General features: G+C 39.4%; 22 protein-coding genes. 15 read left to right on the plus strand and 7 right to left on the minus strand.

Annotated elements, in window-relative coordinates:
* Nucleotides 1–18: 18 nt before the first annotated feature.
* Nucleotides 19–1,074, minus strand: coding sequence for an NAD(P)/FAD-dependent oxidoreductase (locus ACYVHJ_RS03770; RefSeq protein WP_460512684.1), 1,056 nt, complete (start codon nt 1,072–1,074; stop codon nt 19–21).
* Nucleotides 1,075–1,130: 56 nt separating this feature from the next.
* Between ACYVHJ_RS03770 and ACYVHJ_RS03775 the strand changes: the two genes are divergently transcribed.
* The 5 genes from ACYVHJ_RS03775 to ACYVHJ_RS03795 are packed head-to-tail and all read left to right on the plus strand — an operon-like array spanning nt 1,131 to nt 8,205.
* Complete coding sequence (locus tag ACYVHJ_RS03775) at nt 1,131–1,784, plus strand: MBL fold metallo-hydrolase (RefSeq protein WP_460512686.1); 654 nt, start codon at nt 1,131–1,133, stop codon at nt 1,782–1,784.
* Nucleotides 1,781–2,485, plus strand: a complete 705-nt coding sequence (gene pssA / locus ACYVHJ_RS03780; protein WP_339901747.1) for a CDP-diacylglycerol--serine O-phosphatidyltransferase — start codon at nt 1,781–1,783, stop codon at nt 2,483–2,485. Before ACYVHJ_RS03775 ends, pssA begins: the two co-directional genes overlap by 4 nt.
* The gene (porU, locus tag ACYVHJ_RS03785; protein ID WP_460512688.1) at nt 2,469–5,720 is read left to right on the plus strand and encodes a type IX secretion system sortase PorU; all 3,252 of its coding nucleotides are present in this window, start codon (nt 2,469–2,471) and stop codon (nt 5,718–5,720) included. Before pssA ends, porU begins: the two co-directional genes overlap by 17 nt.
* Nucleotides 5,717–6,931 (plus strand): type IX secretion system outer membrane channel protein PorV, encoded by a 1,215-nt coding sequence (gene porV, locus ACYVHJ_RS03790; RefSeq protein ID WP_460512690.1) that lies wholly within the window; start codon nt 5,717–5,719, stop codon nt 6,929–6,931. The genes porU and porV overlap by 4 nt, the downstream gene beginning before the upstream one ends.
* A complete protein-coding gene (locus ACYVHJ_RS03795) occupies nt 6,928–8,205 on the plus strand; it encodes a M16 family metallopeptidase (protein ID WP_460512692.1) in 1,278 nt (425 codons plus the stop codon). The genes porV and ACYVHJ_RS03795 overlap by 4 nt, the downstream gene beginning before the upstream one ends.
* Nucleotides 8,206–8,214: 9 nt before the next feature.
* Here ACYVHJ_RS03795 and ACYVHJ_RS03800 read toward each other — a convergent pair whose 3' ends face one another.
* Nucleotides 8,215–9,210 carry a glycosyltransferase family 2 protein gene (locus tag ACYVHJ_RS03800; RefSeq protein ID WP_460512694.1) on the minus strand — a complete coding sequence of 332 codons (996 nt, stop codon included), beginning with the start codon at nt 9,208–9,210 and terminating at the stop codon, nt 8,215–8,217.
* Between the two features lie 64 nt (nt 9,211–9,274).
* On the opposite strand from ACYVHJ_RS03800, the gene ACYVHJ_RS03805 reads away from it, so the two are divergent.
* The gene (locus ACYVHJ_RS03805) at nt 9,275–9,871 is read left to right on the plus strand and encodes an IMPACT family protein (RefSeq protein ID WP_460512696.1); all 597 of its coding nucleotides are present in this window, start codon (nt 9,275–9,277) and stop codon (nt 9,869–9,871) included.
* On the opposite strand, the gene ACYVHJ_RS03810 is transcribed toward ACYVHJ_RS03805, so the two are convergent.
* Together ACYVHJ_RS03810 and nhaC are read right to left on the minus strand one after the other, a co-directional pair.
* Nucleotides 9,864–10,466 carry a 3'-5' exonuclease gene (locus tag ACYVHJ_RS03810; RefSeq protein WP_339904029.1) on the minus strand — a complete coding sequence of 201 codons (603 nt, stop codon included), beginning with the start codon at nt 10,464–10,466 and terminating at the stop codon, nt 9,864–9,866. The two genes, ACYVHJ_RS03805 and ACYVHJ_RS03810, sit on opposite strands and share 8 nt — an antisense overlap.
* Nucleotides 10,463–11,953, minus strand: a complete 1,491-nt coding sequence (gene nhaC / locus ACYVHJ_RS03815) for a Na+/H+ antiporter NhaC family protein (protein ID WP_460512698.1) — start codon at nt 11,951–11,953, stop codon at nt 10,463–10,465. The genes ACYVHJ_RS03810 and nhaC overlap by 4 nt, the downstream gene beginning before the upstream one ends.
* Nucleotides 11,954–12,313: 360 nt before the next feature.
* Between nhaC and ACYVHJ_RS03820 the strand changes: the two genes are divergently transcribed.
* Together ACYVHJ_RS03820 and ACYVHJ_RS03825 are read left to right on the plus strand one after the other, a co-directional pair.
* Nucleotides 12,314–12,793 carry an Mpo1 family 2-hydroxy fatty acid dioxygenase gene (locus ACYVHJ_RS03820; protein ID WP_460512700.1) on the plus strand — a complete coding sequence of 160 codons (480 nt, stop codon included), beginning with the start codon at nt 12,314–12,316 and terminating at the stop codon, nt 12,791–12,793.
* 110 nt (nt 12,794–12,903) lie between these two features.
* Entirely contained in the window at nt 12,904–14,919 is a 2,016-nt protein-coding gene (locus tag ACYVHJ_RS03825; protein ID WP_460512702.1) for a cation:proton antiporter domain-containing protein, read from the plus strand.
* A 176-nt stretch (nt 14,920–15,095) separates the two neighbouring features.
* Here the strand turns inward: ACYVHJ_RS03825 and queA are convergent, their stop codons facing one another.
* Nucleotides 15,096–16,145 carry a tRNA preQ1(34) S-adenosylmethionine ribosyltransferase-isomerase QueA gene (gene queA, locus ACYVHJ_RS03830; protein WP_014018569.1) on the minus strand — a complete coding sequence of 350 codons (1,050 nt, stop codon included), beginning with the start codon at nt 16,143–16,145 and terminating at the stop codon, nt 15,096–15,098.
* Nucleotides 16,146–16,260: 115 nt separating this feature from the next.
* On the opposite strand from queA, the gene ACYVHJ_RS03835 reads away from it, so the two are divergent.
* Nucleotides 16,261–17,505 carry an ABC transporter permease gene (locus tag ACYVHJ_RS03835; RefSeq protein WP_460512705.1) on the plus strand — a complete coding sequence of 415 codons (1,245 nt, stop codon included), beginning with the start codon at nt 16,261–16,263 and terminating at the stop codon, nt 17,503–17,505.
* 39 nt (nt 17,506–17,544) lie between these two features.
* On the opposite strand, the gene recA is transcribed toward ACYVHJ_RS03835, so the two are convergent.
* Entirely contained in the window at nt 17,545–18,594 is a 1,050-nt protein-coding gene (gene recA, locus ACYVHJ_RS03840; RefSeq protein WP_014018571.1) for a recombinase RecA, read from the minus strand.
* 180 nt (nt 18,595–18,774) lie between these two features.
* Between recA and ACYVHJ_RS03845 the strand changes: the two genes are divergently transcribed.
* From ACYVHJ_RS03845 to ACYVHJ_RS03860, 4 genes are all read left to right on the plus strand, one after another.
* Nucleotides 18,775–19,569, plus strand: coding sequence for a DUF3108 domain-containing protein (locus ACYVHJ_RS03845; protein ID WP_460512708.1), 795 nt, complete (start codon nt 18,775–18,777; stop codon nt 19,567–19,569).
* Between the two features lie 156 nt (nt 19,570–19,725).
* The gene (locus ACYVHJ_RS03850; RefSeq protein ID WP_014018573.1) at nt 19,726–20,412 is read left to right on the plus strand and encodes a response regulator transcription factor; all 687 of its coding nucleotides are present in this window, start codon (nt 19,726–19,728) and stop codon (nt 20,410–20,412) included.
* Nucleotides 20,409–21,482, plus strand: a complete 1,074-nt coding sequence (locus ACYVHJ_RS03855) for a sensor histidine kinase (RefSeq protein ID WP_339903975.1) — start codon at nt 20,409–20,411, stop codon at nt 21,480–21,482. The genes ACYVHJ_RS03850 and ACYVHJ_RS03855 overlap by 4 nt, the downstream gene beginning before the upstream one ends.
* A gap of 69 nt (nt 21,483–21,551) precedes the next feature.
* The gene (locus tag ACYVHJ_RS03860) at nt 21,552–22,265 is read left to right on the plus strand and encodes an RluA family pseudouridine synthase (RefSeq protein WP_460512711.1); all 714 of its coding nucleotides are present in this window, start codon (nt 21,552–21,554) and stop codon (nt 22,263–22,265) included.
* A 352-nt stretch (nt 22,266–22,617) separates the two neighbouring features.
* Here the strand turns inward: ACYVHJ_RS03860 and ACYVHJ_RS03865 are convergent, their stop codons facing one another.
* Complete coding sequence (locus ACYVHJ_RS03865) at nt 22,618–23,790, minus strand: DUF4221 family protein (RefSeq protein ID WP_460512712.1); 1,173 nt, start codon at nt 23,788–23,790, stop codon at nt 22,618–22,620.
* 613 nt (nt 23,791–24,403) lie between these two features.
* Here ACYVHJ_RS03865 and ACYVHJ_RS03870 point away from each other — a divergent pair.
* Together ACYVHJ_RS03870 and ACYVHJ_RS03875 are read left to right on the plus strand one after the other, a co-directional pair.
* A complete protein-coding gene (locus ACYVHJ_RS03870) occupies nt 24,404–24,553 on the plus strand; it encodes a hypothetical protein (RefSeq protein WP_339905020.1) in 150 nt (49 codons plus the stop codon).
* A gap of 341 nt (nt 24,554–24,894) precedes the next feature.
* Nucleotides 24,895–25,275 (plus strand): hypothetical protein, encoded by a 381-nt coding sequence (locus tag ACYVHJ_RS03875; RefSeq protein WP_460512715.1) that lies wholly within the window; start codon nt 24,895–24,897, stop codon nt 25,273–25,275.
* The last annotated feature ends 75 nt before the right edge of the window (nt 25,276–25,350 follow it).

Raw genomic sequence — 25,350 nt, forward strand, 5'->3', positions numbered from 1 at the left:
GAATTTTTAGCCAATGTTTTAAATATACTTAAAAAATCTATTTATGTTCACTTCTTTCTCAGGTTCCTCTCCACAAATTAAAAGATTCACCATCTGATTACTTAAATAAGGCACTAAAGAAACACCTTTAGCACCAAATCCACCGAATATATAAACGCTTTCTTCGCTCGGATGTTTTCCAAGCACCGGTTTTCTATCTCTAATGCCCGGTCTGATCCCCACTTGATGGTCAATAATTTCAATTACTTCTTTGGATATTAACTGCTCCAATTTATCAAGAATTTCTTTTTTCCCCTTTTCAGTTGGACTTAAATTAACCTCTGAATTAATGTAAGTAGAGCCCACTTTGCCAACCCCTTTGCCTAAGTCAATTCTAAACACCCCCCTATTAACAATTTCAGAAGATGTAAAATCCTGTTTAACAGTCAGAATCTCACCTTTTACAGGTATAAATGGTATCCAGTTAAAAAAAGAACTCTCTCTTGCTTGTATTCCATTGGCAAAGACAATTTTATTCGCCTTAATTCCTTTGTATTCCCAATGACCATCATGGGTAAGTCTCAAATCTTTTTCTTCCAGAGAGCAGTTGGTAAGCATGCCTTTACCTTTTAGCCAAGCTCCAAAGCTATGCACCAGTTTACGGGTATCAATATAGCCTGTAGACTTTAGCAATAAACCTCCAAACGGATCATTTACCCCTTGATGGCGAGAACTCGAATAAACCTTATCAATAAAGGCGTCATACTGTGGATCAGCACTCTTAGCCAGCCATTCATTCTGCTCTTCAAATGAAATAAATGGCCGATAAACACCTATTGGATGTACAAATTTTTGTCCAAGTAAAGCTTCCATTTGATGGTAAAACGGTTCTATCTCCTTAAATAGTGCATCTGCCTTCCAGGTTTTCACCAAATTTCTTCCGGTAACCGGATTATAAAGTCCAGCTGCAATTTTTGAACTACTGTTTGGATCAGCATCATCTATTAAATGTACTTTTAGTCCTTTTTGAATAAGTCTATGGGACAAAACCGTACCCGCCAATCCCTGACCAATAAGTAAAAAATCCACTTCCATGCCTAAAATTAAATCATTCTTTGTTATTTTGATGCAGGAATTCAAATCATTTTAAAATGCTGCAAATTAAATCCTTTACCTTCAACCCTTTTTCCGAAAATACTTACATCCTATATGACGACACCAAAGAAGCACTGATCATCGACCCCGGTTGCTATGAAAAACGTGAAAAAGGAATATTGTATGATTTCATTGCCAAAGAGCAGTTAAATCCGGTAAAAATCATCAATACCCATTGTCACATTGATCATGTTTTGGGCAACGCCTTTATCAAAAAAACGTACAATACCCCTTTGTGGTTTCATGAAAAAGAAGAAGCCATTTTATTGGCAGTAGGTACTTATGCCCCCAATTACGGGTTCGCACAATACCAAGCTAGTACGGTTGATCATTTTCTTCAAGAAGGTGAAATAGTAAATTTCGGCAACACCGAATTAATACCAATTTGGGTACCCGGACATTCACCCGGACACTTGGTTTTGTACCATGAAGCTTCAAAAAATTGCATTGCCGGCGACACCTTGTTTCAAGGAAGTATCGGCAGAACAGATTTACCGGGAGGGGACCATGACACCCTTATCCATTCAATAAAAGACAAACTTTTCTCTTTACCTGATGAGGTAGTCATCTATCCCGGCCATGGCCCAACCACTACCATTGGTTCTGAAAAATTAAACAATCCCTTTGTAGGAAAAAACGCAAGAAATTGACCATAAAAAAACACATACCGAATGCCCTTACCAGCTTGAATTTACTTTCCGGAATGATTGGAATTCATTATGTGATGGTCAATGGCCCTTTTTACGGTTTTTATTTTATCATTGCAGCAGCCATCTTAGATTTTTTCGATGGCTTCGCTGCTAGGATGCTTAAAGTGCAAAGCCCAATTGGTAAAGAGCTTGATAGCTTGGCAGATCTGGTCACCTTTGGAGTTTTACCTTCCTTTATTTTATTTTTGCTTTTGGAAGCTGTAAGTCCTTACGAATGGCTGCCCTATGTCGCTTTTCTAATTGGCATACAGTCTGCCCTAAGGTTGGCAAAATTCAATATTGACGACAGGCAGGCAGACAGCTTTATTGGGGTTCCTACCCCGGCCAATGCTTTGTTTTTCTCAACCTTACCCCTATTAGGGACTTCCGTGATTTGGATAGAAAATGGACTGGAAAACCCATGGGTACTAACCGGTTTGACCCTCACCTTTTCATTTTTGCTTACTGCGGAGCTTCCATTACTGGCACTTAAATTCAAACACTTTAAATGGAAAGGCAACCAATGGCGCTACCTAGTACTAATCATTTCGGGGATAAGTGTTTTGCTATTTGGATTGGCAGGAATTCCAATCGCTGTGCTTTCCTATATTTGTCTGTCATTGGTCAATAATTTGGTGGGCGGTCATGAAGAAAAGAATTAGATATATATTCCTTTTTTTGGCCGGAATAATAGCCGGTTTTCCCCCTGTCCAAGCACAGAAAATGTATAAATTTCCTGTTTTTGAAGAGGGAGTCTACCATTTAAGTCAAGAGCAAGCCACAAACTGGAACTTGGGAAGCATCGATGAAATTCAGATTTTAGGACATCCCGGAATGCTCGACCAGAAAATTGACAGCAGTATATTTTCATATAAAGAAGTTCCTCAAAAAATTATTGACCATAAACTGTATTTCTTTTTGGAAGGGGCAGATCAGATCTTGACTGAGAACGGTTCAGCTCAACTAAACAGCCACCCATATACAGATACACTTTATTACCTACTTCAAACAGGAAGGCCAAGTACAAACCCTATCTTACCGGTAGGGGTTGCAGAAGGGATCGAGGTTAACAGTGACACTCCCAGTATTCTTTATCAAATGGTAAGCCATAAAGCCGAGGAAGACAATCTGCTAAGTTCAGGAAGAGATTGGTTTGGTTATCGTACATTTAATGGTGGCAGCCATATCATTGAAATACCTCATCCGGTCACCAAGGTAGAAGGCAGGGTACTTATGTGGGCGCAAACAATGGCTCAATCATTTTCTGAGAGCACCCTCACCTTTGCAACCAACAACCAGGTGATTGGTTCATCAGATATTTCTTCCATACCCAATAGTCGGTACGCAATAAAAGGAAGGGAAACAAACTTTGAAGCCGACTTCCCGACTACCGAAGGGAATACCCTTCAGGAAATAGTGCTTACTTATTCCTCAACTGATGCCAATGGGGCCGGCTACCTTAAGAACATTCTTTTAGCATATCCGTTTTCCTCCTCCCAGTTAACTGCCGGGATTTATTATAACCTTGACCTTTCCCCGTACCAAATCGAAACGGGCTTATCAGACATTTGGGATGTTGGAAATTTTTACGAGGTAAAAGAATTAAACAACTACGAACCACTAGCCGGCACGGTAAAAAAAATTGCAGTCTTTGACCAAAATAACACTTTAGAAATTGAGGAACCGGAAACAGTAATGTCACGGTCAGAACTCCTTTCAGGGGAGCCTGAGTTTATTATCATTACCAATGACTTGCTCTACAATCAGGCAAAAAGGCTTGCTGATTTCAAAAATTCCATGGGTTTAGCTACCGAACTAGTATTGACCAATGATATCTATGACAGTTACGGTTATGGCAACCCCGATATTTCCAGTATTAGAAATTTCCTTGCTGATTATTGGCACAGCACCAAACGCTTAAAAAATGTACTGTTTTTTGGGAAAGGAAGCTTTGACTACAAACATAAACTTGGCGGCAGACCTAATCTAGTCCCGACTTACAGCTCCCGAGTAAGTTTAAATCCACTGACAACCTACGGATCTGATGATTATTTTGGTTTTTTAGAAATTGGAGAGGGTGATTGGCTGGAAACACCGGAAGGGGACCATAAACTTAAAATTGGAGTCGGAAGGATCCCGGCCATCAATAGCAGAGAAGCAAAAATCGCTGTAGATAAAATCATCAGTTACCAAAATGGAAACCGAGGAGATTGGAAAAAGAAACTTCTATTTGTTGCAGATGATGGAGACAATAACGTTCACTTGAATGACTCAGAAAAACATACCGCTTTCCTATATGAACAGGCACCGGCATATGAACTTAGAAAACTATACTTGGACAATTTTCAACAAGAGGAAACCAACAATCTGCAAACAGCAACAGCAGCCAGAGAAACCCTTATTGAGGAAATAGAGGAAGGTGTTTTACTTCTAAATTATATTGGTCATGGAAACGAGCTTAATTTAACAGCTGAAGGGTTATTTAGTGTAAGTGATATTGAAGATTGGCCGGTGAGTACAAAATTTCCCATTATGGTTACTGCCACCTGTGAGTTTGGAAGACATGATAGTCCCTATATTCGCTCCGGGGCAGAGGAGCTTTTGCTGGCTGAGCAAAAGGGTGTCATCGCTATGCTTACCACCGGAAGACCGGTATTCAGCAGCATTAATTATGCATTAAACAAAGCATTCGTTGCTGCTGCCTTTACCCGGAATGAAGCCATCACCTTGGGTGAAATATTTAAAGAAACCAAAAACAATAGCTTAAACGGACCATTGAACCGTAATTTTTCACTGCTTGGAGACCCTTCACTAAAACTAGACATTCCCCTATATAAGGCAAGTGCAAAAGAATGGATAGAAGTGGACACCCAAATAACCACAGACGAACTAAGTGGATTGAATCGGCTTGAATACAGTGGGAATATCGAAGACCCTATGACCGGTTCCCTTGTGAGTCAATTTGATGGCAGTTATGAAATAACCATTCATGGACCGGCGGAAGAAGTAGAAACTCTTGGAGATGAAAGCCCAAAAACCAACTATTTGGCCTATAATCAGCCTTTGTTCCGAGGAACCGGAGAAGTGGTTCAAGGTTTATTTAAAGGAGAAGTTTTACTTCCTTTTTTAGAGAATTTTTCCAATAGTGATTTTAGGATCAATCTATTTGCTATGGATGAGAGCCTCAATAAAGAAGCTTTCGGTAGCACCAAGATTCCCTATCAAATAAAACCTATAGGGCATCAACCCGAAGAGGTCGGCCCTGAGATACAGTTATGGATAGCGGATAGTATAAAGAGTAAGACTAGCATCTCGTCTCGAAACGCACCCATTTGGATTCAAGTATCGGATAATTCAGGCATACATACAATTGATGCAGCAGGTTTGACCCTTCAAATAAACGAAGGTGATCCAATTTCACTGATTGACCAATATCAAGCCATAGATGGGACCTATACTACCGGAAGGGTAAAAACCTGGGTTTATGAATTGAACGAAGGTGTTAACGATTTGGTCATTACAGCTAAAGACCAGTTGGGCAATAGCACAAAACAGCGAGAAAAGGTTGAGGTCCAAGGTAGTAAGCAACTAAAAATCGAAAATCTTTTGGTTTACCCAAACCCAGCTAGTGACCATGTTCATTTTAAGGTAATGCATAATCGCCTAGGAGAGACCCTTACTTTAGACCTTAGCATATTTTCTTTACAAGGAACTGAAATATTTTCTTATAAAGGACGTTTTCCAAAAGTTGAACGGTCAATAATAGACAGTCAATGGATATTTTTAAACAGTAATTCCAAAAATCTAATAAAAGGAACTTATCTTTACAATTTAAATTTATATTCTGAGGATGATGCAACTTCAGATATATTAGCAGGTAAAATCATTATTCAATGAAAGCAATTAAAAATAGTCTCCCCATTTTTACTTTTTTGTTGGCCTTCGGCTTCTTTCATGTCGAAACCAAAGCACAAAATTCCGTAGTCCTTTCCAGGCAAGACCCCAACAGGAGAGTGATCATTACGGCTGTTCCATTTTTAAACTTTGCGCCTGACAGTAGGCATTCTGCCATGGGAGACGTGGGAGTAGCGACTTCTCCGGATGCAAATTCCGCACATTGGAATGCAGGAAAACTGGCATTTATTGAGGATGATATGGGTTTTTCCCTGTCTTATTCTCCTTGGCTGGGTAGGCTAGTTCCTGATATGTCTCTCAATTATTTGACGGGTTACAAAAAAATAGATGATGTATCTGCTTTTGGTATAGACCTCCGATATTTCAATATGGGAGATATTGCTTTAACAGATGGTCAAGGTAATTCTTTGGGAGATTTTAGCCCCAGAGATATCGCCATAGGTGGTACTTATTCAAGAAAACTTTCAGATAACTTATCATTAGGGATCAGTGCAAGGTTTATTCACTCCAATTTATCCGGGAATATAAGTGCATCAGGGGGCAACGAAAGTAGACCCGGTGTATCTTTAGGCACAGATGTTGGTCTTTACCACACCTCAGAAATTCTAATCTCAGATAAGGAAGGGGAATTGTCTTGGGGAATTAACCTTTCCAATATTGGACCTAAGATCACCTACAACAGCGCTGATGACCTTGATTACCTGCCTACTAATTTCAGGATAGGTTCTGCCCTTACCATCCCTATGGATGAGTTGAATAAAATTACTTTTGCCCTAGACTTAAATAAACTTATGGTGCCTAGTCCTCCTATCTATAGGGAAGATGAAAATGGGCAGTTGGTTATTGACCCTAACACCGGTAATCCACAAATTGAGGCAGGAAAAGACCCTTCGAGACCTTTGATAAGCGGTATGTTCGGATCATTTGTAGATGCTCCGGATGGATTCAGGGAAGAATTGCAAGAACTGATGATATCCTTCGGAACTGAGTATTCCTATGATGATAAATTTGCGCTTAGATTGGGGTATTTTTATGAAAATGCAAGCAAAGGAGGAAGAAGATACTTCACCATGGGTGTCGGCTTCAAATACAACCGTTTAGGCTTTGACTTTTCTTATTTAGTACCACAAGTTCAAAACCACCCATTGGCAGAAACCCTTAGATTTAGCTTGCAATACAACGTTCAAAAATGAGTATAGACCGAAGTCTAGCACCTCCTTATAGCATTCCGGAAAAAATCCATTTGAATCCACCCGAGAAAAGGGTATTGCCAAATGGTACCCCAATATATTACATTCCATTCCCCAATATAGAAGCAATAAAGATTGAGGTAGTCTTTCCAATAAATAACAGCAAAGATCAGCACAGCAATCCTTTGCAGCCCTTTTTTATGCTGTACATGTTGTTGGAAGGTACCAAAACCATGAACTCGGAAAAATTGGATGATTTTTTTGATTTCCATGCCTCCGAGGTGGATATAATATCAGGATATGAAAGGCAAGGCTTGAGTTTATTGACAACAAAAAAGCATCTATTAGAGGTTTTGCCTGTATTCAGGTCCTTATTTACAGAGGCAGTCTTTCCGGAAAAAGAACTAAAAAAGAGGAAATCTCAGAAAAAGCTAAGCATCAGTATTAAAAATGAGCAAACCTCGGCACGTGCCAACCAGTTGATCCGGAAAAGTCTTTTTGAAAAAGACCACCCCTTCGGTTATCAGGTCACTGAAGACGATGTTGATGCGGTTCAACAAAATGACCTGATAGCATATTACGAAAAAGATTTTTTGCTATCTCCACAAATATTCCTTACAGGACAGCTATCTGAAAAAGACCTGAAACAAATAGAATTACTGTTTAGTGATTTGCCTCTTTCTCCTAAAACACCTCATTTACTACCAACAGGCCTCGTTCAGCCATCAAAGTTGCTTGAAAAAAAACCTGAAGCCGTACAGTCCAGTATAAGGATTGCCAAGTGGATGATTCCTAAATCTCATCCCGACTATCCTGCCTTGTCTGTTCTTAATACGCTCTTGGGTGGGTATTTTGGCAGCAGGCTGATCAAAAATATTCGGGAAGAGAAAGGTTACACTTATGGCATCAATAGCTTCCTGGGTGAATTAAATGGAAATGAATACTGGATGACAGTGGCCGATGTAAAGGGAGGCTATGGTGAAGCGGTTATTCAAGAGGTTTACAAGGAAATTGAACGGCTTAAAACAGAACCTGTTCCGGCCGGTGAACTAGAAATCATAAAAAATTATCTAGCAGGAAGCATCTTGGCTAATTTCAGCAGTCCTTTCGATCAGATGAGTCATTTCCAGCATGTACATTTCCAAGGCCTTAATTTTGATTATTACACCCGCCATCTTGATTATATCAAAAACTTTGATGGCGGGGACATTATGACAATGGCCAATAAGTACTTCAATGAAAAAGAAATGCTTGAGGTAATCGTAGGCGCAGGATAAGCTGACCAATTATTTGAAAGGTTTTTGCCTCCACTTTTCATACAAAGAAGAAAAATCTACCTTGGCTATTGTCCAAAGAGAAAAAAACACATAGCTTACCCCCAAAGGATAAAGCTCATTGTATAAGTCCAACATCTTTTGGGCCACCTCAAAATTAGCTGACACGGTCGCATGTTTAATTTCATGAATTAATCTTTGCTGAAGGGCCTTTTTTTCTGCTTTGGTAGTTACCATAGTGGCTATTTTTTTACATACCTGATAGGTAGAAGGCAATAAATGGGACTTCCTGGACCTATACTGCTGCTGAGAAAGCGACTCCTTTAGCATTCGTTTATTTACTGTGATATGGTCTCCATAAACAAAAGAATACCTTGAGGACATCCTTACCAAAATATCAAAATCTTCATAATTTAGGCTTTCATCATAGCAACCAATCTCTTCAAATGCCCTGGCATCCATAACCAAGGTGGGTGAGCTAATGGCATACCTACGAATCAACTCAGCGAAAACATTCCCGGAAGCAACCTTTCCGCTTGCCTTTCCCAAGGCATCTGTAGGGTAAAAGGTTTGGCTTTTTCCACTTGGGAAATGCTCAAAGGAATTGCAGAAATAAACCTTGGCATCACTTTGACTCAAGTGGGTCATGGCAAATTCCAAATGCTTAGGTTCAAAAAAATCATCCGCTGCCAAGTCCACCATAAAATCTCCATTGGAACTCTCAAAAGCTTGATTAAAAGCCTTACAATAATTCAATTTTTGATCGTAAAAGAATGTCTTCACCGGAATTTTATTGTTGTTTTCTTTCAGCCATGATTTTATTTTCGCTTTGGAATGATCTGTACTGCCATTGTCAATAATCTTGAGTTCAATAGGCCTGTAAGTCTGACATACAATGCTTTCCAATGCTTGCACAACATATTCCGCCTGATTATAACAAGTGCAAATCACCGTTACTAGAGACTTTTCTTTTGTTTGCCTTTCGACACTAGGGCTTGATCTCTTCATCCAATTCATTCAAATCCCTAAATTAGCAAATGAAAACGGAGAAAATTAATCTAAACAAATAATAATGGAGGACACTTATCGCAGTATTGAAAAGCCTTCGCAGGGTATTTATAAGGAAAAAGGTAGCAAATTTCTATCATTTGCCTACCCTGTAGCAAACGAAGAAGAAATACAAGATTTGATCCACCAATTAAAGAAGCAATACCATGATGCGCGGCACCATTGCTATGCCTATATCTTGGGGAAAGACATGAAAAATTTCCGATCCAATGACGACGGCGAACCCAATCATAGTGCCGGAGATCCCATCTTGGGACAAATCAAATCAAATGAATTAACCCAAATTTTGATTGTAGTAGTCAGGTATTTTGGTGGCACCAAATTAGGAGTTGGAGGGCTAATCCGGGCTTATAAAACAGCTGCTGCTGAAGCAATCGCTTCCTCAGAAATTGTCGAGAAAACCGTTATGGTACCCATTGAGTTTTCTTTTGGCTACTTATCTATGGATGAGATTATGAGAACTGTTAAAAAATACGACCTGAAGATTATTTCTCAAGAATTTGACAACAGTTGCAGAATAAAGGTGGCATGTCGGGAAAGCCTTGCGGAAGAGGTAATAGGCGTTTTATCTGAAGTCCCTACCTCCAGCCAAATCAAGTAGTGAATAGCTCATCCAAATACCCTTCTTTGTATAATTTACGGAAAATTTCAAGGCAAGCCCAAGCATCAGTAGCAGCATAAAGCATTTGTTTGGCAGTCAAAACCGGAGCTTCCCAGTTGGACACCTGCTCTGATTTAGAAATTCTAATGCCCAATACCATTGCGCTAAGGTTGCGAACGCCAACATTCAAGAATCCAACTCGCTTTAACTCCTCATTTAAATCGAAGAAGGCATCAGGCTTGAAATTGGGAGAGATCTTTTTTAATGCTTTTAAGTCATCCCTTACTGCAGCCCCTACTTTCACAATATTGGGATCTTCCAAAATGGCTTTGGCACTCGAGGGGAAACCAAAATGATTGATCCTTATTAAATAGGCATTCTCAGTAGTTGAAAGTTGAAGTAAGGCCACATCGTAGCTCACCCCTTTTTTAAATGCAGGTCTGGTTTCAGTATCAAAACCAATTATTTTGCTTGACAATAAATCTTTTTCCATTTCTTGAAGACTTTTTTCGTCTTCAACAAGGATAATATTACCCGTAAAAGCACCTAGGTCCAATGCATTGACTTCTTCTTTGCTTATCTTCAATGGTATCATGCCAAGCTTTCTTCTTTATTAATTGATTTCATTTCTTTTTCAGAATAGTAGTTGATTCCCCAATTTAAATAGCCAAATAGTAGGGTCATAAAAGGGCTAATTATATTGAAAAAACAATAGGGTGCGTAGGTTAAAGTGGCCACACCCAAAACAGATGCCTGCGTTGCTCCACAAGTATTCCAAGGGATCAAGACAGAAGTCACCGTAGCACTATCTTCCAATGTTCTACTTAAGTTTTCCCCTTTCAACCCCCGTTTTCTATAGATGTCTGCATACATCCTTCCCGGTACTAAAATTGCCAGGTATTGATCAGAAGTAGTAATATTAAAAAACAATCCGGTGCCCACTGTAGATGCGATCAAGGATCCCACCGAGTTGACCTTGCTTATGACTGCTTCAGCAATAACACTTAGCATTCCGGAAACCTCCAGAATACCTCCAAAGGCCATGGCACAAATAATCAACCAGACCGTGTACAACATGCCGGCCATTCCTCCTGTTACCAATAGCTCATTCACTATATTATTAGAGGTGACAATCATTGTTTCACCGTAGAGAGAGCGAAACACTATTACAAATGATTTAAATCCTATCCCTCCTTCTAACTCTGAAATCATGGCCAGCTCATGAATGACCTCCTGCTGAAAGAGAACGGCAAATATGCCTCCTAAAATTGATCCGGCCAATAACACAGGAATAGCAGGCGCTTTTTTAATGATAAGGAAAATTACAATTAACGGGACCAAAAACAACCAAGCATTGATATTGAAGGTATTGGAAATCACATGAGAAATGTCCTCCACCTGACCTACAATCCCTTCAGGCTTGTTCAATAGCCCTATCACTCCAAATATTATCAAGGTAATAGTGATGGAAGGTATGGTAGTCTTCATCATGTGCTTGATATGGGTGAACAAATCTGTGCCGGCCATGGCGGGTGCCAAGTTGGTGGTATCTGAAAGTGGAGACATTTTGTCTCCAAAATAAGCTCCGGAAATAATGGCTCCACCAATTAGCCCTTCACTGAAACCCAAAGCTTTTCCTATACCCAATAAGGCCACCCCAACCGTTGCTACGGTGGTCCAGCTACTCCCTGTTGCAATGGAAACCACCCCACAAACCACACAAGCTGCGAGTAAAAACACGGTTGGATTCAACACTTTAAGCCCGTAATAGATCATTGCAGGAACAATTCCGCTCAACATCCAGGTACCAGCTAAAGCACCAATCAACAATAGGATTAAAATAGAAGACATGGCAGATGAAATACTATTGATTATACCTTTTTCAACAGCTGCCCATTTCACCTTTAACCTAAAAACCGCAATTAATCCTGCCACTCCACTAGCGAAAATAAGCACCAATTGATTGGATCCTGACAAGCCTTCTGTCCCAAACACTTTGATATTGATTGCCAAAAGCACAATCAAGAAAATTATAGGGAATAATGCCTCCATAATGGTAGGTCTTTTTGAAATATTACCCATGTATGTCCGGTATAATCCTCATAAAAATTAAACGTTTAATTAAATTTTTCGAATTCAAGATTTCGAAACTTTATTTTTATTTCACCTTCTGGTAGTCAGCCCATCACTTAAGCCAAAGTAAATTACATTATACATAAACTACGCTATATTCTTAATATTTACATTAAAATTTATCCGCAGTACGCCTTAATCTAATTTAAAGTTAGGAAAAATTATGCGTTTTTGCCTGCTGAAAGGCCTACACTTTGAAAAATTCTCGGAGATAGATTATCACAGAAGGAATTTCCACTTCGCCAAAAAGTATGATTGTTAGCATTTTATTTTTAACTTAAAGCAGCTTTATCCAACAGACACATTCGTATGAGAAAAATAGATGGTCTTTTAGAAGAATATGGAATAAGTCACCAAAACCCTACCAATAAAACCATACATTGGTTTTGCGTGCCAGCAATTTTTTTCAGCATTGTGGGTCTGATTTACAGCATCCCTCCCGGTCCATTGGCATCTATGGATTTTCTTCTGAGTAGTTTCACGAATTGGGCCACCATCGTTTTGCTGCTGGTTTTGTATTATTACATCACCTTATCTGTACCACTTGCTTTAGGTATGTTTTTGTTTGCAGCAGTTTGCCTGGCAACGGCCAATTTATTGACACTATTTCTACCTATTCCCTTGTGGCTTTTTTCTTTAATCCTCTTTCTAGTGGCTTGGGCTTTTCAATTTTACGGCCATAAGATTGAAGGTAAAAAACCATCTTTCTTTAAGGATGTTCAATTCCTACTAATCGGACCGGCATGGTTGATGCATTTCATTTATAAACGTTTAGGAATAGGTTATTAATACCTTAGCGCTACACTATGATGAAGTTTTCAATTGTAAGGTTTTCCATAGCTTAGTATTCTTATTATATTATTACCTTTCAAACCTAATTGCTTTCAATTCGATTATTTATGAACTCATTTATATTAGCTGTTGCTGAATTGCCATTACTATCAGACATTGTAGTCATCTTTGGATTGGCCACCTTGGTGATTTTGGTATTTATGCGGCTCAAGCTTCCCACCATCATTGGTTACTTGCTTACCGGCGCAATTGCCGGCCCCTATGGTTTATCGCTGGTATATGCCTCCACAGCGGTGGAAGTACTATCAGAAATAGGCGTCATATTGCTTCTGTTTGTGATTGGGCTTGAGTTTTCGCTTAAAAGCCTAATGGCCATTAAAAAAGCCGTATTTATTGGCGGTAGTTTACAGGTAAGTATTACCATTGGTGTCACAGCATTGATCAGCTACTTTTTTGGCTTCAGTTGGAATATTTCCGTGTTTTTTGGTTTTTTGTTTGCCTTAAGTAGTACAGCCATCGTCTTGAAATTATTGCAGGAATCCGGACAGGTGAACACGATTTCTGGCCGAACCACCTTGGCCATGCTGATCTTTCAGGACATCATCATCGTACCCTTGGTGCTTTTCACTCCCATGTTGGCCGGAGAGTCAGACAATGTTTTACTCTCGCTGTTTTACATGGCACTAAAAGGAGGTCTGGTAATCCTGCTAACCATTATCAGTGCAAAATACCTGATTCCCCAGTTGCTGTACCGAATCGCAAAAACCAAAAATGAAGAGCTATTTCTTTTAAGCATTATCGTCACCTGTTTTGCCGTAGCCTACGCCACTTCATTGCTGGGCCTTTCGTTGGGCTTGGGTGCTTTTTTGGCTGGACTTATCATCAGTGAATCAGAATACAGTCACCATGCTACAGGTAAGATACTTCCTTTTAGAGAAATTTTCCTAAGCTTCTTTTTTGTCTCAGTAGGCATGTTGTTTGATATTGGTTTTTTAGCCGAAAACCTACTATTGATCTTGGCTTTGGTGTTGCTTACATTCTTGGTAAAATTCACTGTCACCTCTCTGGCTGTAAAATCCTTGGGAAGTAGTTTTAAAGAATCTTTTATTGTAGGTTTTTCTATCTTCCAAGTGGGGGAATTTTCCCTTCTATTGGCTAAAGAAGGATTGAAGTACGAATTGTTGGACAATACTACTTATCAATTTTTCCTGGCCATCTCTATCTTAACCATGATTATTACCCCTTTTGTTCTAAAGCAAAGGGAAAAGCTTGCCTGCAGGGTGCTCAATATTCCTATGCCAAAGAAAATTAAAGACAGGTTGGAAGAACGCGTACAAGTTCCTGAAATCGACCTTGAAAAAGAATCATTGAATGATCATTTGGTAATTATTGGCTATGGGCTGAATGGAAGAAACTTGGCCCGAGCTGCCAAAAGGGCAAAAATCCCCTATGTAATTATAGAGATGAACCCGGAAACAGTAAAAGTAGAAGCCGCAAAAGGTGAACCTATCATCTATGGTGATGCAGGCAATGCCGTGGTGCTTGAACATGTTAAAATTCACAAAGCCAGGGTAGCTGTGATAGCCATCTCCAATCAACCTGCCACTACTGGTATAATCATGAACATCAGAGAAGCCTCCCAAAATGTTTTCATCATCGTAAGGACGAGGTACGTCAATGAAATCGAATCGATGCTCAATATGGGGGCCGATGAAGTTATTCCTGAAGAATTTGAAACTTCCATAGAAATTTTCACCCGTGTGTTGAATAAATACCTTGTACCAAAAGGTGAGGTGGATGACTTCACCAATGATGTAAGGTTTCACAATTATGAAGTTTTCCGAACGCCATCTAATGAAAGTACTGTCCCGAGCCTTGACATCCCTGAAATCAATTTCTCAGGAATAAAAATAGAAAAAGATCATGGTCAATTTATCGGAAAATCAATTAAGGAAAGTAATTTAAGAGAAAACTCAGGCCTAAATTTAGTAGCCATCAAAAGAGGAGGGAAAACCCTTACAGAAATAACCGGTCATACCAAAATTAAATTGGGAGACATTGTTTATGTGGTAGGCAAACCTGAAGCTTTGGAAAGCTTTGAAGAAGAGGTGGGGATAAGCTAAGGCTAAAACCCAAAGAGACACCTCCTACTTCCTAAAATCTATAGCTTAAGTGCTACATCTGATTTTATTTTCAACTCATCCAGGGCACTTTTCCCTAGGTTTACCGAAGGCTTAAAAAAAAGGAGCCCTTCCAAATTAAATTGAAAAGGCTCTTATTATTATAACTTAAGGGTCTTTTAAATAATTAGCATGGCATCGCCATAGCTAAAGAATTTATAACCTTCTTTGATACCTTCTTGGTAAGCCTTCATGATCAAATCATATCCACCAAAAGCAGAAGCTGTCATCAACAATGTTGATTCAGGCAAATGAAAGTTGGTGATTAGGGCATTGGCAATTTTAAATTCGTAAGGAGGAATGATAAACTTATCTGTCCAACCACTACTTGCTTTTAATCTACCATTTGCGGTAACAGAAGATTCAATGGTTTTTAGGGAAGTAGTCCCTACAGAAACCACTCTTTTCTTTTCATCAAGGGCAGTATTGACCAAATCAACAGTACCTTGTGGAATGTCATAATTCTCCGAATCCATTTTATGCTTCGTAAGGTCTTCCACATCCACTTGTCTGAATGTACCCAGGCCAATATGCAAAGTAATAGGACTTACTTCAACACCTTTAATTTCTAGGCGTTTCATTAAATGTGGGGTGAAATGCAAACCTGCCGTTGGTGCTGCAACAGCTCCTACATGTTGGGCAAAGATGGTTTGATACCGCTCCCTGTCAGCATCTACCACATCTCTCTCGATGAAATCTTTCAATATTGGCGTTTCTCCGAGTGTATCTATGGTCTTGTAAAACTCCTCGTCTGTACCGTCAAATAAGAATCGAATGGTTCGGCCCCTGGAAGTAGTGTTATCAATTACTTCGGCAACCAAATCACTATCACCAAAATAAAGCTTGTTCCCTACCCTAATCTTTCTGGCAGGATCCACCAAAACATCCCATAACCTAAGTTCCTGATTGAGCTCTCTTAAAAGAAAGACCTCAATCTTGGCTCCGGTTTTCTCTTTGTTTCCATACAGTCTTGCAGGAAATACCTTCGTATTGTTGGTTACAAATACATCTCCTGTATCAAAATAATCGATGACATCTTTGAAAACTTTATGTTCTATCTTTCCGGTATCCTTGTGAATAACCATTAATCTGGATTCATCTCGGTTCTCAGGTGGATGAAGGGCAATAAGTTTTTTTGGAATTTCAAACTTGAAATCTGATAACTTCATATGTATATATTTAGGAAATACCTATTAAACGTAATTATCGTAAAAAATGCAAAGTTAATAAGAATTTAACCAGATTCTATTTATATTGTCAAATTGTTTTAAATAATATTGAAAATTGATCGTATTCAGACTAATTTGGGAGAGTTTTCGCTTTGCGATGGATGCACTGAAGTCCAATTTGACGAGGACAATTCTTTCGTTATTGGGCGTAACGGTGGGTATTTTTGCCATCATTGCTGTTTTTACCTTAGTAGATTCTTTGGAAAAAAATATCAAGGACAGCCTTACTTTCCTAGGAAGCAATGTGGTTCGTGTAGACCGGTTTCCTTTTGCTGCAGGAGGCCAGGATTACCCCTGGTGGCGGTATTTCAGAAGACCTCCCGGCAACTATGCTGAATTTACATTTTTAGAAGAACGTCTGAAAAGTGCCCATGCTGTTACCATTTCTGCCAACACAAGAACTACCGTAAAGGCCAATAGCAATGCTTATGAAATGGCCAATTTGGATGGTGTTGTTTTCAACCATAAAGAAGTTTACGACATACCTATTGATAAAGGAAGGTTTTTTACCGAAATGGAAATTAAGGCCGCTAGAAATGTGGCCATTATTGGTGTAAAGATCGGAGAAGCCTTATTTCCGGGACAGGAACCTTTGGGCAAAACCTTTAAAATAAAAGGATTAAAGTTTACAGTGGTGGGTTTATTTGTGGAAGAAGGAGAAGGACTTTTTGACACCCCCTCTAAAGACGAAGCGCTATTGGTCCCCTACGGAGCATTTACCAAGCTCTTTTATGTGGGAAAAAACGGTATAGAACCAATCATTGCTGCAAAAGGAAAAGACGATGACCCCGGATTGGTCATGCTGGAAAATGAAATGGCAGGACTTCTCAGAGCCAAAAGAGGTTTAAAACCAACCGCAGAAAACAATTTCGCCTTAAATAAATCTGAATTTATTCAAGATGCAGTGGGCTCCATCTTTGCTGTGATCTCTATCGCAGGAGGGGTAATTGGAGGTTTCTCAATCCTAATTGGAGGTTTTGGAATTGCCAATATCATGTTCGTATCTGTAAAGGAACGGACCGGTATTATAGGTATTCAGAAATCTCTTGGTGCAAAAAATTATTTTATCCTCCTGCAATTCCTATTCGAAGCGACTGCTTTAAGCCTTATTGGAGGATTGTCCGGACTGATTGTGGTGTATGCGGCCACCTTTGTTTCCCTAGGCAATCTGGAAATCATACTTTCCTTTAAAAATATTGTTCTGGGACTTGCATTGTCGTCTGCCATTGGTATTGTTTCAGGTATCATACCTGCTTCTCTGGCTTCAAAAATGGATCCGGTAGTTGCTATCAGGATGTGACAACACCTACCGGAAACTATTGCTTCTTCTCAAAGAGTTTTACTCTGCAGACTTGCCTTTTTTACCGGCTTTGGCTTTTTCTTTGTCCGCTTTGACAACACCCGCTTTTTCCAACACCTTCAACTCTATTTCTTCCATCAATTCAGGATTGTCCAAAAGCAGGTTTTTAACAGCATCTCTACCTTGACCTAGCTTATTTCCCTCGTAAGAAAACCAAGACCCTGCTTTTTTAACAATTTCAAATTCAACACCAAGGTCAATTACCTCTCCTACTTTGGAGATTCCTTCCCCATACATAATATCAAACTCCACTACCTTAAAAGGAGGCGAAACCTTGTTTTTCACTACTTTTACTTTGGTTCTATTGCCAAGAATATTGTCGGGTCCATCTTTAATTTGACCTATTCTACGAATATCTAAGCGAACAGAAGCATAAAATTTAAGGGCATTACCACCGGTGGTGGTTTCAGGGTTACCAAACATCACCCCAATCTTCTCTCTCAATTGATTGATAAAGATACAAGCACAACCTGTTTTGTTGATGGCTCCGGTAAGTTTCCTAAGCGCTTGTGACATTAACCTGGCTTGCAGACCCATTTTAGAATCTCCCATTTCCCCCTCAAGTTCACCCTTAGGCACCAAGGCGGCTACAGAGTCAATCACTATAATATCAATGGCCCCGGACCTGATAAGGTGCTCAGCAATTTCCAAGGCTTGTTCACCACTGTCCGGCTGAGAGATGAGCAGATTTTCTATGTCAATCCCCAACTTCTCGGCGTAGGCTTTGTCAAAAGCATGCTCTGCATCTATAAATGCCGCTAAGCCTCCTGCTTTTTGTGCTTCAGCGATGCAATGCATAGAAAGTGTCGTTTTCCCGGAAGATTCCGGACCATAGATCTCAATCACTCTTCCTCTTGGCACTCCCCCAATGCCTAGTGCCATGTCCAAACCCAATGATCCTGTAGAAATAGCAGGCACATCCAGCACCACATTATCACTCAATTTCATTACGGTCCCTTTACCGTAGGTTTTTTCCAACTTATCCAGCGTAAGCTGTAAGGCTTTTAATTTTTCAGTATTTCCACTCATAGTATCTTCAGATATTCACTGTTGTTCATTCCTAATGTGAAAGTAAACATTAGGCAGGTCATTAACAACTATTGAATAAGCATTGTTAGCGCAAGACATTGTAGTACATTTGGAGAATGAAACATCATTCCCTGAAATTCACAATGGTATGAACTTTGAAGTAAAACTTTTAAAAAAGGCATGATCGTGTACCTCCAATCACTTGCAATAGCGCTGTTATTGCTTTTTCAAACTGCTGTAAATGCACAAAGCCAAGACATTGTTAACAAAGCATTTACCAAAGGAGAAACGCTTACTTTCAATGTGAGTTATTTCCTCTTTAATGCCGCTGAGGCCAAAATGGTAATTGACAATAAAACCCACTATATCAATGGAAAGCCAACCTATAAGATAGATGTCTACGGAAAAACCCTCAGCATTTTTAAGCTTTTTTATGTAAAAGACAATTGGGGGAGCTATATAGATACTGCCAAAATTATTCCTTACCGCTCCTACCGACATATTGAAGAAGGTAATTATCGAAAACATGAGGTAATTGACTTCGACCATAAAGACCAAATGGCCTATACAAAATTGTATGACAGGGAGAATGAATACATCAAAGAGAGGAAATCAAAAGCCATCCCTCCCAATGTTCAGGACATTGTCAGCGGTTATTATCTATTGCGAACAATGGATTTCTCCGGGTTAAGAAAAGGTGATAAAATTGAGATCAAAGGTTTTTTTGACGAGAAAAATTATAACTTAAAATTAACATACGAGGGAATGGACGACATATCCACTGACATTGGTGATTTTGACACCTATATTTTCAGCCCTGAGATGCCCAGCAACAAACTCTTCAGAGGTAAAAAACCAATAAAAATATGGATTACAGCAGATGAAAACCGAATTCCGGTTAAAATTAAAGCCAGCATGTTTGTCGGTTCCATAAATATGGAGATCGTGTCTGCCGAAGGGTTAAGAAACAATTAATTAACATTGGGTTAAAATTAATTTAATTTAAACCTTTGCTTTATTAAGGATTCCCCATCAATTAATCCCTTCAGCCTACAAAGACTTAATTGTTTTTTTATAATCCTTATCTTTGTAGCTTCATTTAAAATAAATTGTTTTTCAGTAAATCATAAGATGGGCAACAATCAGAAACAAAGGGTATTGGTAGTAGATGACGAAGAGGATATCATTGAAATCTTAACCTACAATTTGGAAAAAGAAGGCTATGAGGTCAACTCAGCAAGTGACGGTATCACAGCAGTAAAAAAAGCCGCTACATTCAAGCCTGATGTCATCCTATTGGACATCATGATGCCTAATCAAGATGGGGTGGAAACCTGCCGTCAGTTGAGAGAAAACCCCGATCTCAAAAACACCTTTATCATATTCCTCACTGCCAGATCAGAAGAATACTCTGAGGTGGCAGCCTTTGATGTGGGAGCAGATGATTACATCCTTAAGCCCATCAAGCCAAGGGCATTGGTAAGCAGGATCGCTGCACTTTTTCGAAGAGAAATTAAAAAAGAAGCAGACACCTCAAAAATCTCGATAAAGGACTTGATCATCGATCGCACAAGTTTCACCTTACTCAAAGATGGAGAATTGATTGTGTTACCCAAGAAAGAATTTGAGCTCTTGCACTTTTTGGCAAAGAACCCCAATACCGTATTTAGCAGAGACGAATTGCTAAAAAACATTTGGGGCACAGATGTGTTTGTCTTGGCCAGAACAGTGGATGTCCACATCCGTAAGATTAGAGAAAAAATAGGTGAAGATTATATCTTTACTGTAAAAGGCGTAGGTTATAAATTCAATACATGATCAGCACTTCAAAAGGCATTGCATTTGGGCTTGCCATTTCTATAGCCTTACTATTGGTGGCCTTTTTATCCCTTTTGGAGGCCTCTAATTCCATAATACTGCTGGCGGCCGGCACCCTTACCTTTTCCATTGCCTACCTTTTGATTCACCTTAGCCTTGAATACCTGATCTTTCGAGAAATCGGCAATATCTACAGCGTATTGGAGAAAATTCAAAAAAAAGACACCACTTTCAAAGCCAGCAATAAGATAAAAGCTTCACTCCCACCGCTGAAAAGTATCCAAGCCAATATTCATGATTATGCGGCGGCCAAAAACAGGGAAATTGAAACCTTACAAAAGAATGAAACCTTTAGGCGGGAATTTTTTGCCGACATTTCCCATGAACTGAAAACGCCGATTTTTGCAGCTCAGGGTTATATCCACACCTTAATGGACGGTGCGGTAGAAGACCATACCGTTAGGGATAAGTTTTTGAAACGAGCGGCCAAAAGCCTTAACAATCTTGAAGACCTTGTGCAGGATTTGATTACCATCAATCAAATTGAAAGTGGGTTTATTCGCTTTCATCCCAGCAATTTTGACCTGAAAGAGTCCATTCAGGAAGTCATGGAACAATTGGAAGGAAAAGCCCATAAAAGGAACATCCAACTGATTTTCAAATACGACAAGGCCACGAGTTATCAGACTTACGCCGACAAGGACAAAATTTTTAGGGTTTTACAAAACCTTGTCTCCAATGCCATCAAATACAATAAAGACAATGGCACTGTGACCATTCAAATCAATGACCACAAAAATCATTTCACGGTAAAAGTCAAAGACCAGGGCATAGGCATCCACCCGGATGACCTTAAGCGGATTTTTGAGCGTTTTTATAGGGTAGAGAAGAGTCGTTCCAGAGAAAAGGGAGGCACCGGACTGGGTTTAGCCATCGTCAAACATATTCTGGAAGGACATCAATCCAAAATTGGCGTCAGTTCTACTCCCGGCAAGGGTTCGGTCTTTAGTTTTGAGCTGCCGCATGCGGCTAAAACAATGGCCGTTGAGGAAGGCCATTCGAAAAAATAAAACCAAGTGTTTTTAAATAGGCTTTTTTTTATTGGCTAATTTCAGAACTTTGTATCGAAACACAAGGGTATGAAAAAGATCGATTTTAAATCATTGATAGTTAAAGAAACCAATGATTACCTAATAGTCAATAAACCGCCATATTTCCCCACACTGGATGATAGGCATGAGGCGCAAAATATGCTGGCATTGGCAAGACTAGAATTTCCGGACATTCAGGTTTGTCACCGATTGGACAAGGAAACATCAGGTTGTTTGGTATTTGCCAAAAACCCTGATGCTTACCGAAATATTGCCATGCAGTTTGAGGACAGAAAAGTAGAAAAGGTCTACCATGCTGTGGCTGAAGGCATTCATGATTTTGATGGCATAATGGTAGACAGGAATCTTTCGGCCAGCAAAAACGGCATTGCCAGAATCGTACCTAGTGGCAAGCCGGCACAAACCATTTTTAAAACTATTAAAAGTTACTTTGCCCATACTCTTATTGCCTGTAAACCAATAACTGGCCGTCTGCATCAAATTCGAATTCACCTGGCTTACCTGGGTGCGCCCATTTGTGGGGACGAGCTTTACGGTGGCCAACCGCTCTATTTATCAAGTATCAAAAGGAAATTTAATCTAAAAAAAGGTACCGAAGAGCGTCCCATCATGCAGCGGGTGGCGCTCCATGCTTTTGCCATTTCCTTTACAGATCTTTCCGGAGAAAAAATAAGTGCAGAAGCACCTTACCCCAAGGATTTCGCAGTAATGGTCAAGAAACTGGAAAAAACCAGTAAATAGATGTGATTTTGTCAGCATTGTTGCAGAAAAGAGCAACAATACCGCCAAAATCATATCGACGGATATTTTTACTAAACCAGTGGCTGACGCCACTGGCTACAATAATATCACCCCTGCCGGGGTTTAGATTTCGAACAGGTTATTACCTGGTTTAAAAAAATCAATAGACAGGGTCGCTTTACCCTAACCTGCTCTCATTACAAAACTTCAAACCCTGAAGGCCTCCTCTGGGAGTAGTTTAAAACTACTCCCTACCATCCATTTGAAAAGATTACGAGGCATTTGCAATGCCGGCTCCACTAGATAGGATGCAAAAATCCAAAGGCATTACTATAATAAAGGCTACTCCTGCTCATTCCCCCGCCTCAAATTGCACCACCATATATCTTAAATGGTCCTCATCATAATCGGGACTGTTTTTATTGTTAAGCGAGAGGTATAAGCCTTCTTCTCCTACAAATACATTAGAATTAGCGTGTATTTGAAATTTATCAAAGATATGCTCACCTAGTATATTCAAATCCTTGTCCAAGACCATCACACCTGTAAAAGGCCTTGAATTTCTTAGCATCCACAGTTTATCTATAGCATATTCTTCATCGTCAGTATATCCCGGATAAAAAAAACGATAAAAACAATCTCGGTACTTGTCATAAAGAATTATTCCATATAGATCATTATTTAAAATGTTTAATAATCCCTCTTCGTGTGTGCCTGGAATCTCATTTACATAATAAAAGCTATTGATATGGTCTGAATTAGCTTCCACCTTTTCAGTTACCTTTTCTTGCTGCATATCAAATACCTGAATTTCATGGTCATACCATGGTGATATATAAAGCTTGTCCCCTCTTCTTGCCCATGAAAACTCAGATAGTTTTTTTCCATTATCCCAATAATCCTTAGCATAATACACCTCATACCAGATGGTCTGATCTGAAACCATATCATAACTATAGACCAGAGAATGTTTTTGGATGTCTTCTTTTCCCATCCCATGGTGATTCATGAAAAGCGGTTGCATGCCAAAAACCTTATCTCCATATTGGTGAAGTCCCTTTTGAAAACTCGATCCTACATAAGTAATATCAACCTCACCAGATGGAATGTCCTTTTTAAACTGTATTTCTGCCTTATAATTGAAATAAGCAATGGCATGCGGCCTAAAAGTTGTCCAAACTTTATCGTCTTCCAGACCTGCAATTCCGGAACGTCTGCTCATACTATTCGGACCATCGTATTCCAAAACGATCTCATTGGCCACTTTTCCATCTTCCATATTCATAAATTGTAAACTCATCGAAGTAGGATTCAGGTAAAAAAGGTATTGACCTGAGTCTGATTCTATCAAGTGAGCATAGGGTGGATTTGGTATGGTCAGAACTTCAGGTTTAATTTTTATCTCTTTAACTTTTATTATTTCCAGCAATTTATTCTCTGCTTCTCCCTTACAAGAGAAGAATAACAATAGGCCTATGGTAAAAACACTGCAATGTCTCAATATATTTTTTGTAGAAATTAGCATTTAAAGTTAGTTAAAATGAAGCTTTCGCCTTTTAAGGGCCACATACAAAGCCCCGTAACGTTTAGTCTCAAGAGAACTAAATCTAATTTTTTTACAACTAACATCAAAGTTTAAAATTTATTTCTAAGCTTCGATTCATTATTATTAATGCAATGGGCGGGTCAAACCCGACTTGTTTAATACCGGTTAAGGGAAGAAAATAATATAATATTCTTTCTATGGCTAGGATTTGGTTTCACATTTTAACACAATGACCTAATGCGCGTTTTCGATAAGAAATAGACGTTGTGATTTTGTCAGCATTGTTGCAGAAAAGAGCAACAATACCGCCAAAATCATATCAACTGATAATTTACTAAACCAGTGGCTGACACCACTGGCTACAAAAATATCACCCCTGCCGGGGTTTTAGGTTTCGAACAGGTTATTACCTGGCTTAAAAATATCACTTGGAAGGCTCGCTTTACCCTAAGCTGCTCACATACCATCACGATAACATCACACCCTGAAGGCTTATTCATCAGTCAAAATCACTTCATCAACGTGGGCGATTCTAAAAGTGATCGGCAATTTTAACATCGCGGGTTCCAAAGACTTTTACTAGTTGGCTTCGATGACTTCGACAAGCTCAGCCACCTCAGCCACCGTAGTCAACTTAGATATCGCAATTACCTATGGCACCGGAGACAACACAGCAACCGCAACCATGGGGTATATTTCAGCCAGTATTACCATTCCCTTCACCGAATATTACTTTAATTAGTACATTCTAAACATATGATCTTCGTCCCCACAGGCCTAGAGGGCCTGAACAATAAGTGTGCCGTGGGTGGCAACCCACGGGTTGGAAACCTACCTGAAATACTACAACCCCGGACGGGGTTGAACAGGTACCAAATTTTACCCTAAACGCTTAGAATGACCTTATAAATCAACTTATCCGCTTCACATGATTGAACCCTCTCACATGGATTACTGTTACTTTTAATACACTTAGGCAAATTTAAGGGCAGAGATTATGATCAAAATCATAAGATCATGCAGCAATTTTAGTTTTGCAAACAAAGTGCATTTAAACAAATAAATCCTTACTTTTGCATTCAAATGGCGAAAGCATTTATTCACATATCGCTCTCCTTGATGATCTTGCTCAACGGCTTGGTTTTTTCTGTCATACAGATGGACTTCACCATTAACCGCGCTTATATCATTGAGAATTTTTGTGTGAATAAAGATAAACCCATGCTGCATTGCGATGGGCAATGTTTCTTGGCAGAGAAATTAAAAAAGGCCCAGGACCAAAAAGAAAGCCAAGCAGGAGGCATAGAATTTAATAGAGACTTTGGCATTTTCATTTTGCAAGAAGCCGCTATATCATTATCTACCCTTACATCCACCACCCTAAATCATGGAGCTTCCTATCAGGAAGCCTACAGGGTTTCCCAACTCGTAGATATTTTTCATCCGCCCAAAGCAATTGCCTAAATTTCTTTGACAGAGGGCCGCTAAATCTGAAAAACGAGGCAAAATAGCTATTGTACATTTTGGTTTAAAGCCTTG

Source organism: Cyclobacterium sediminis (genome assembly GCF_054781075.1).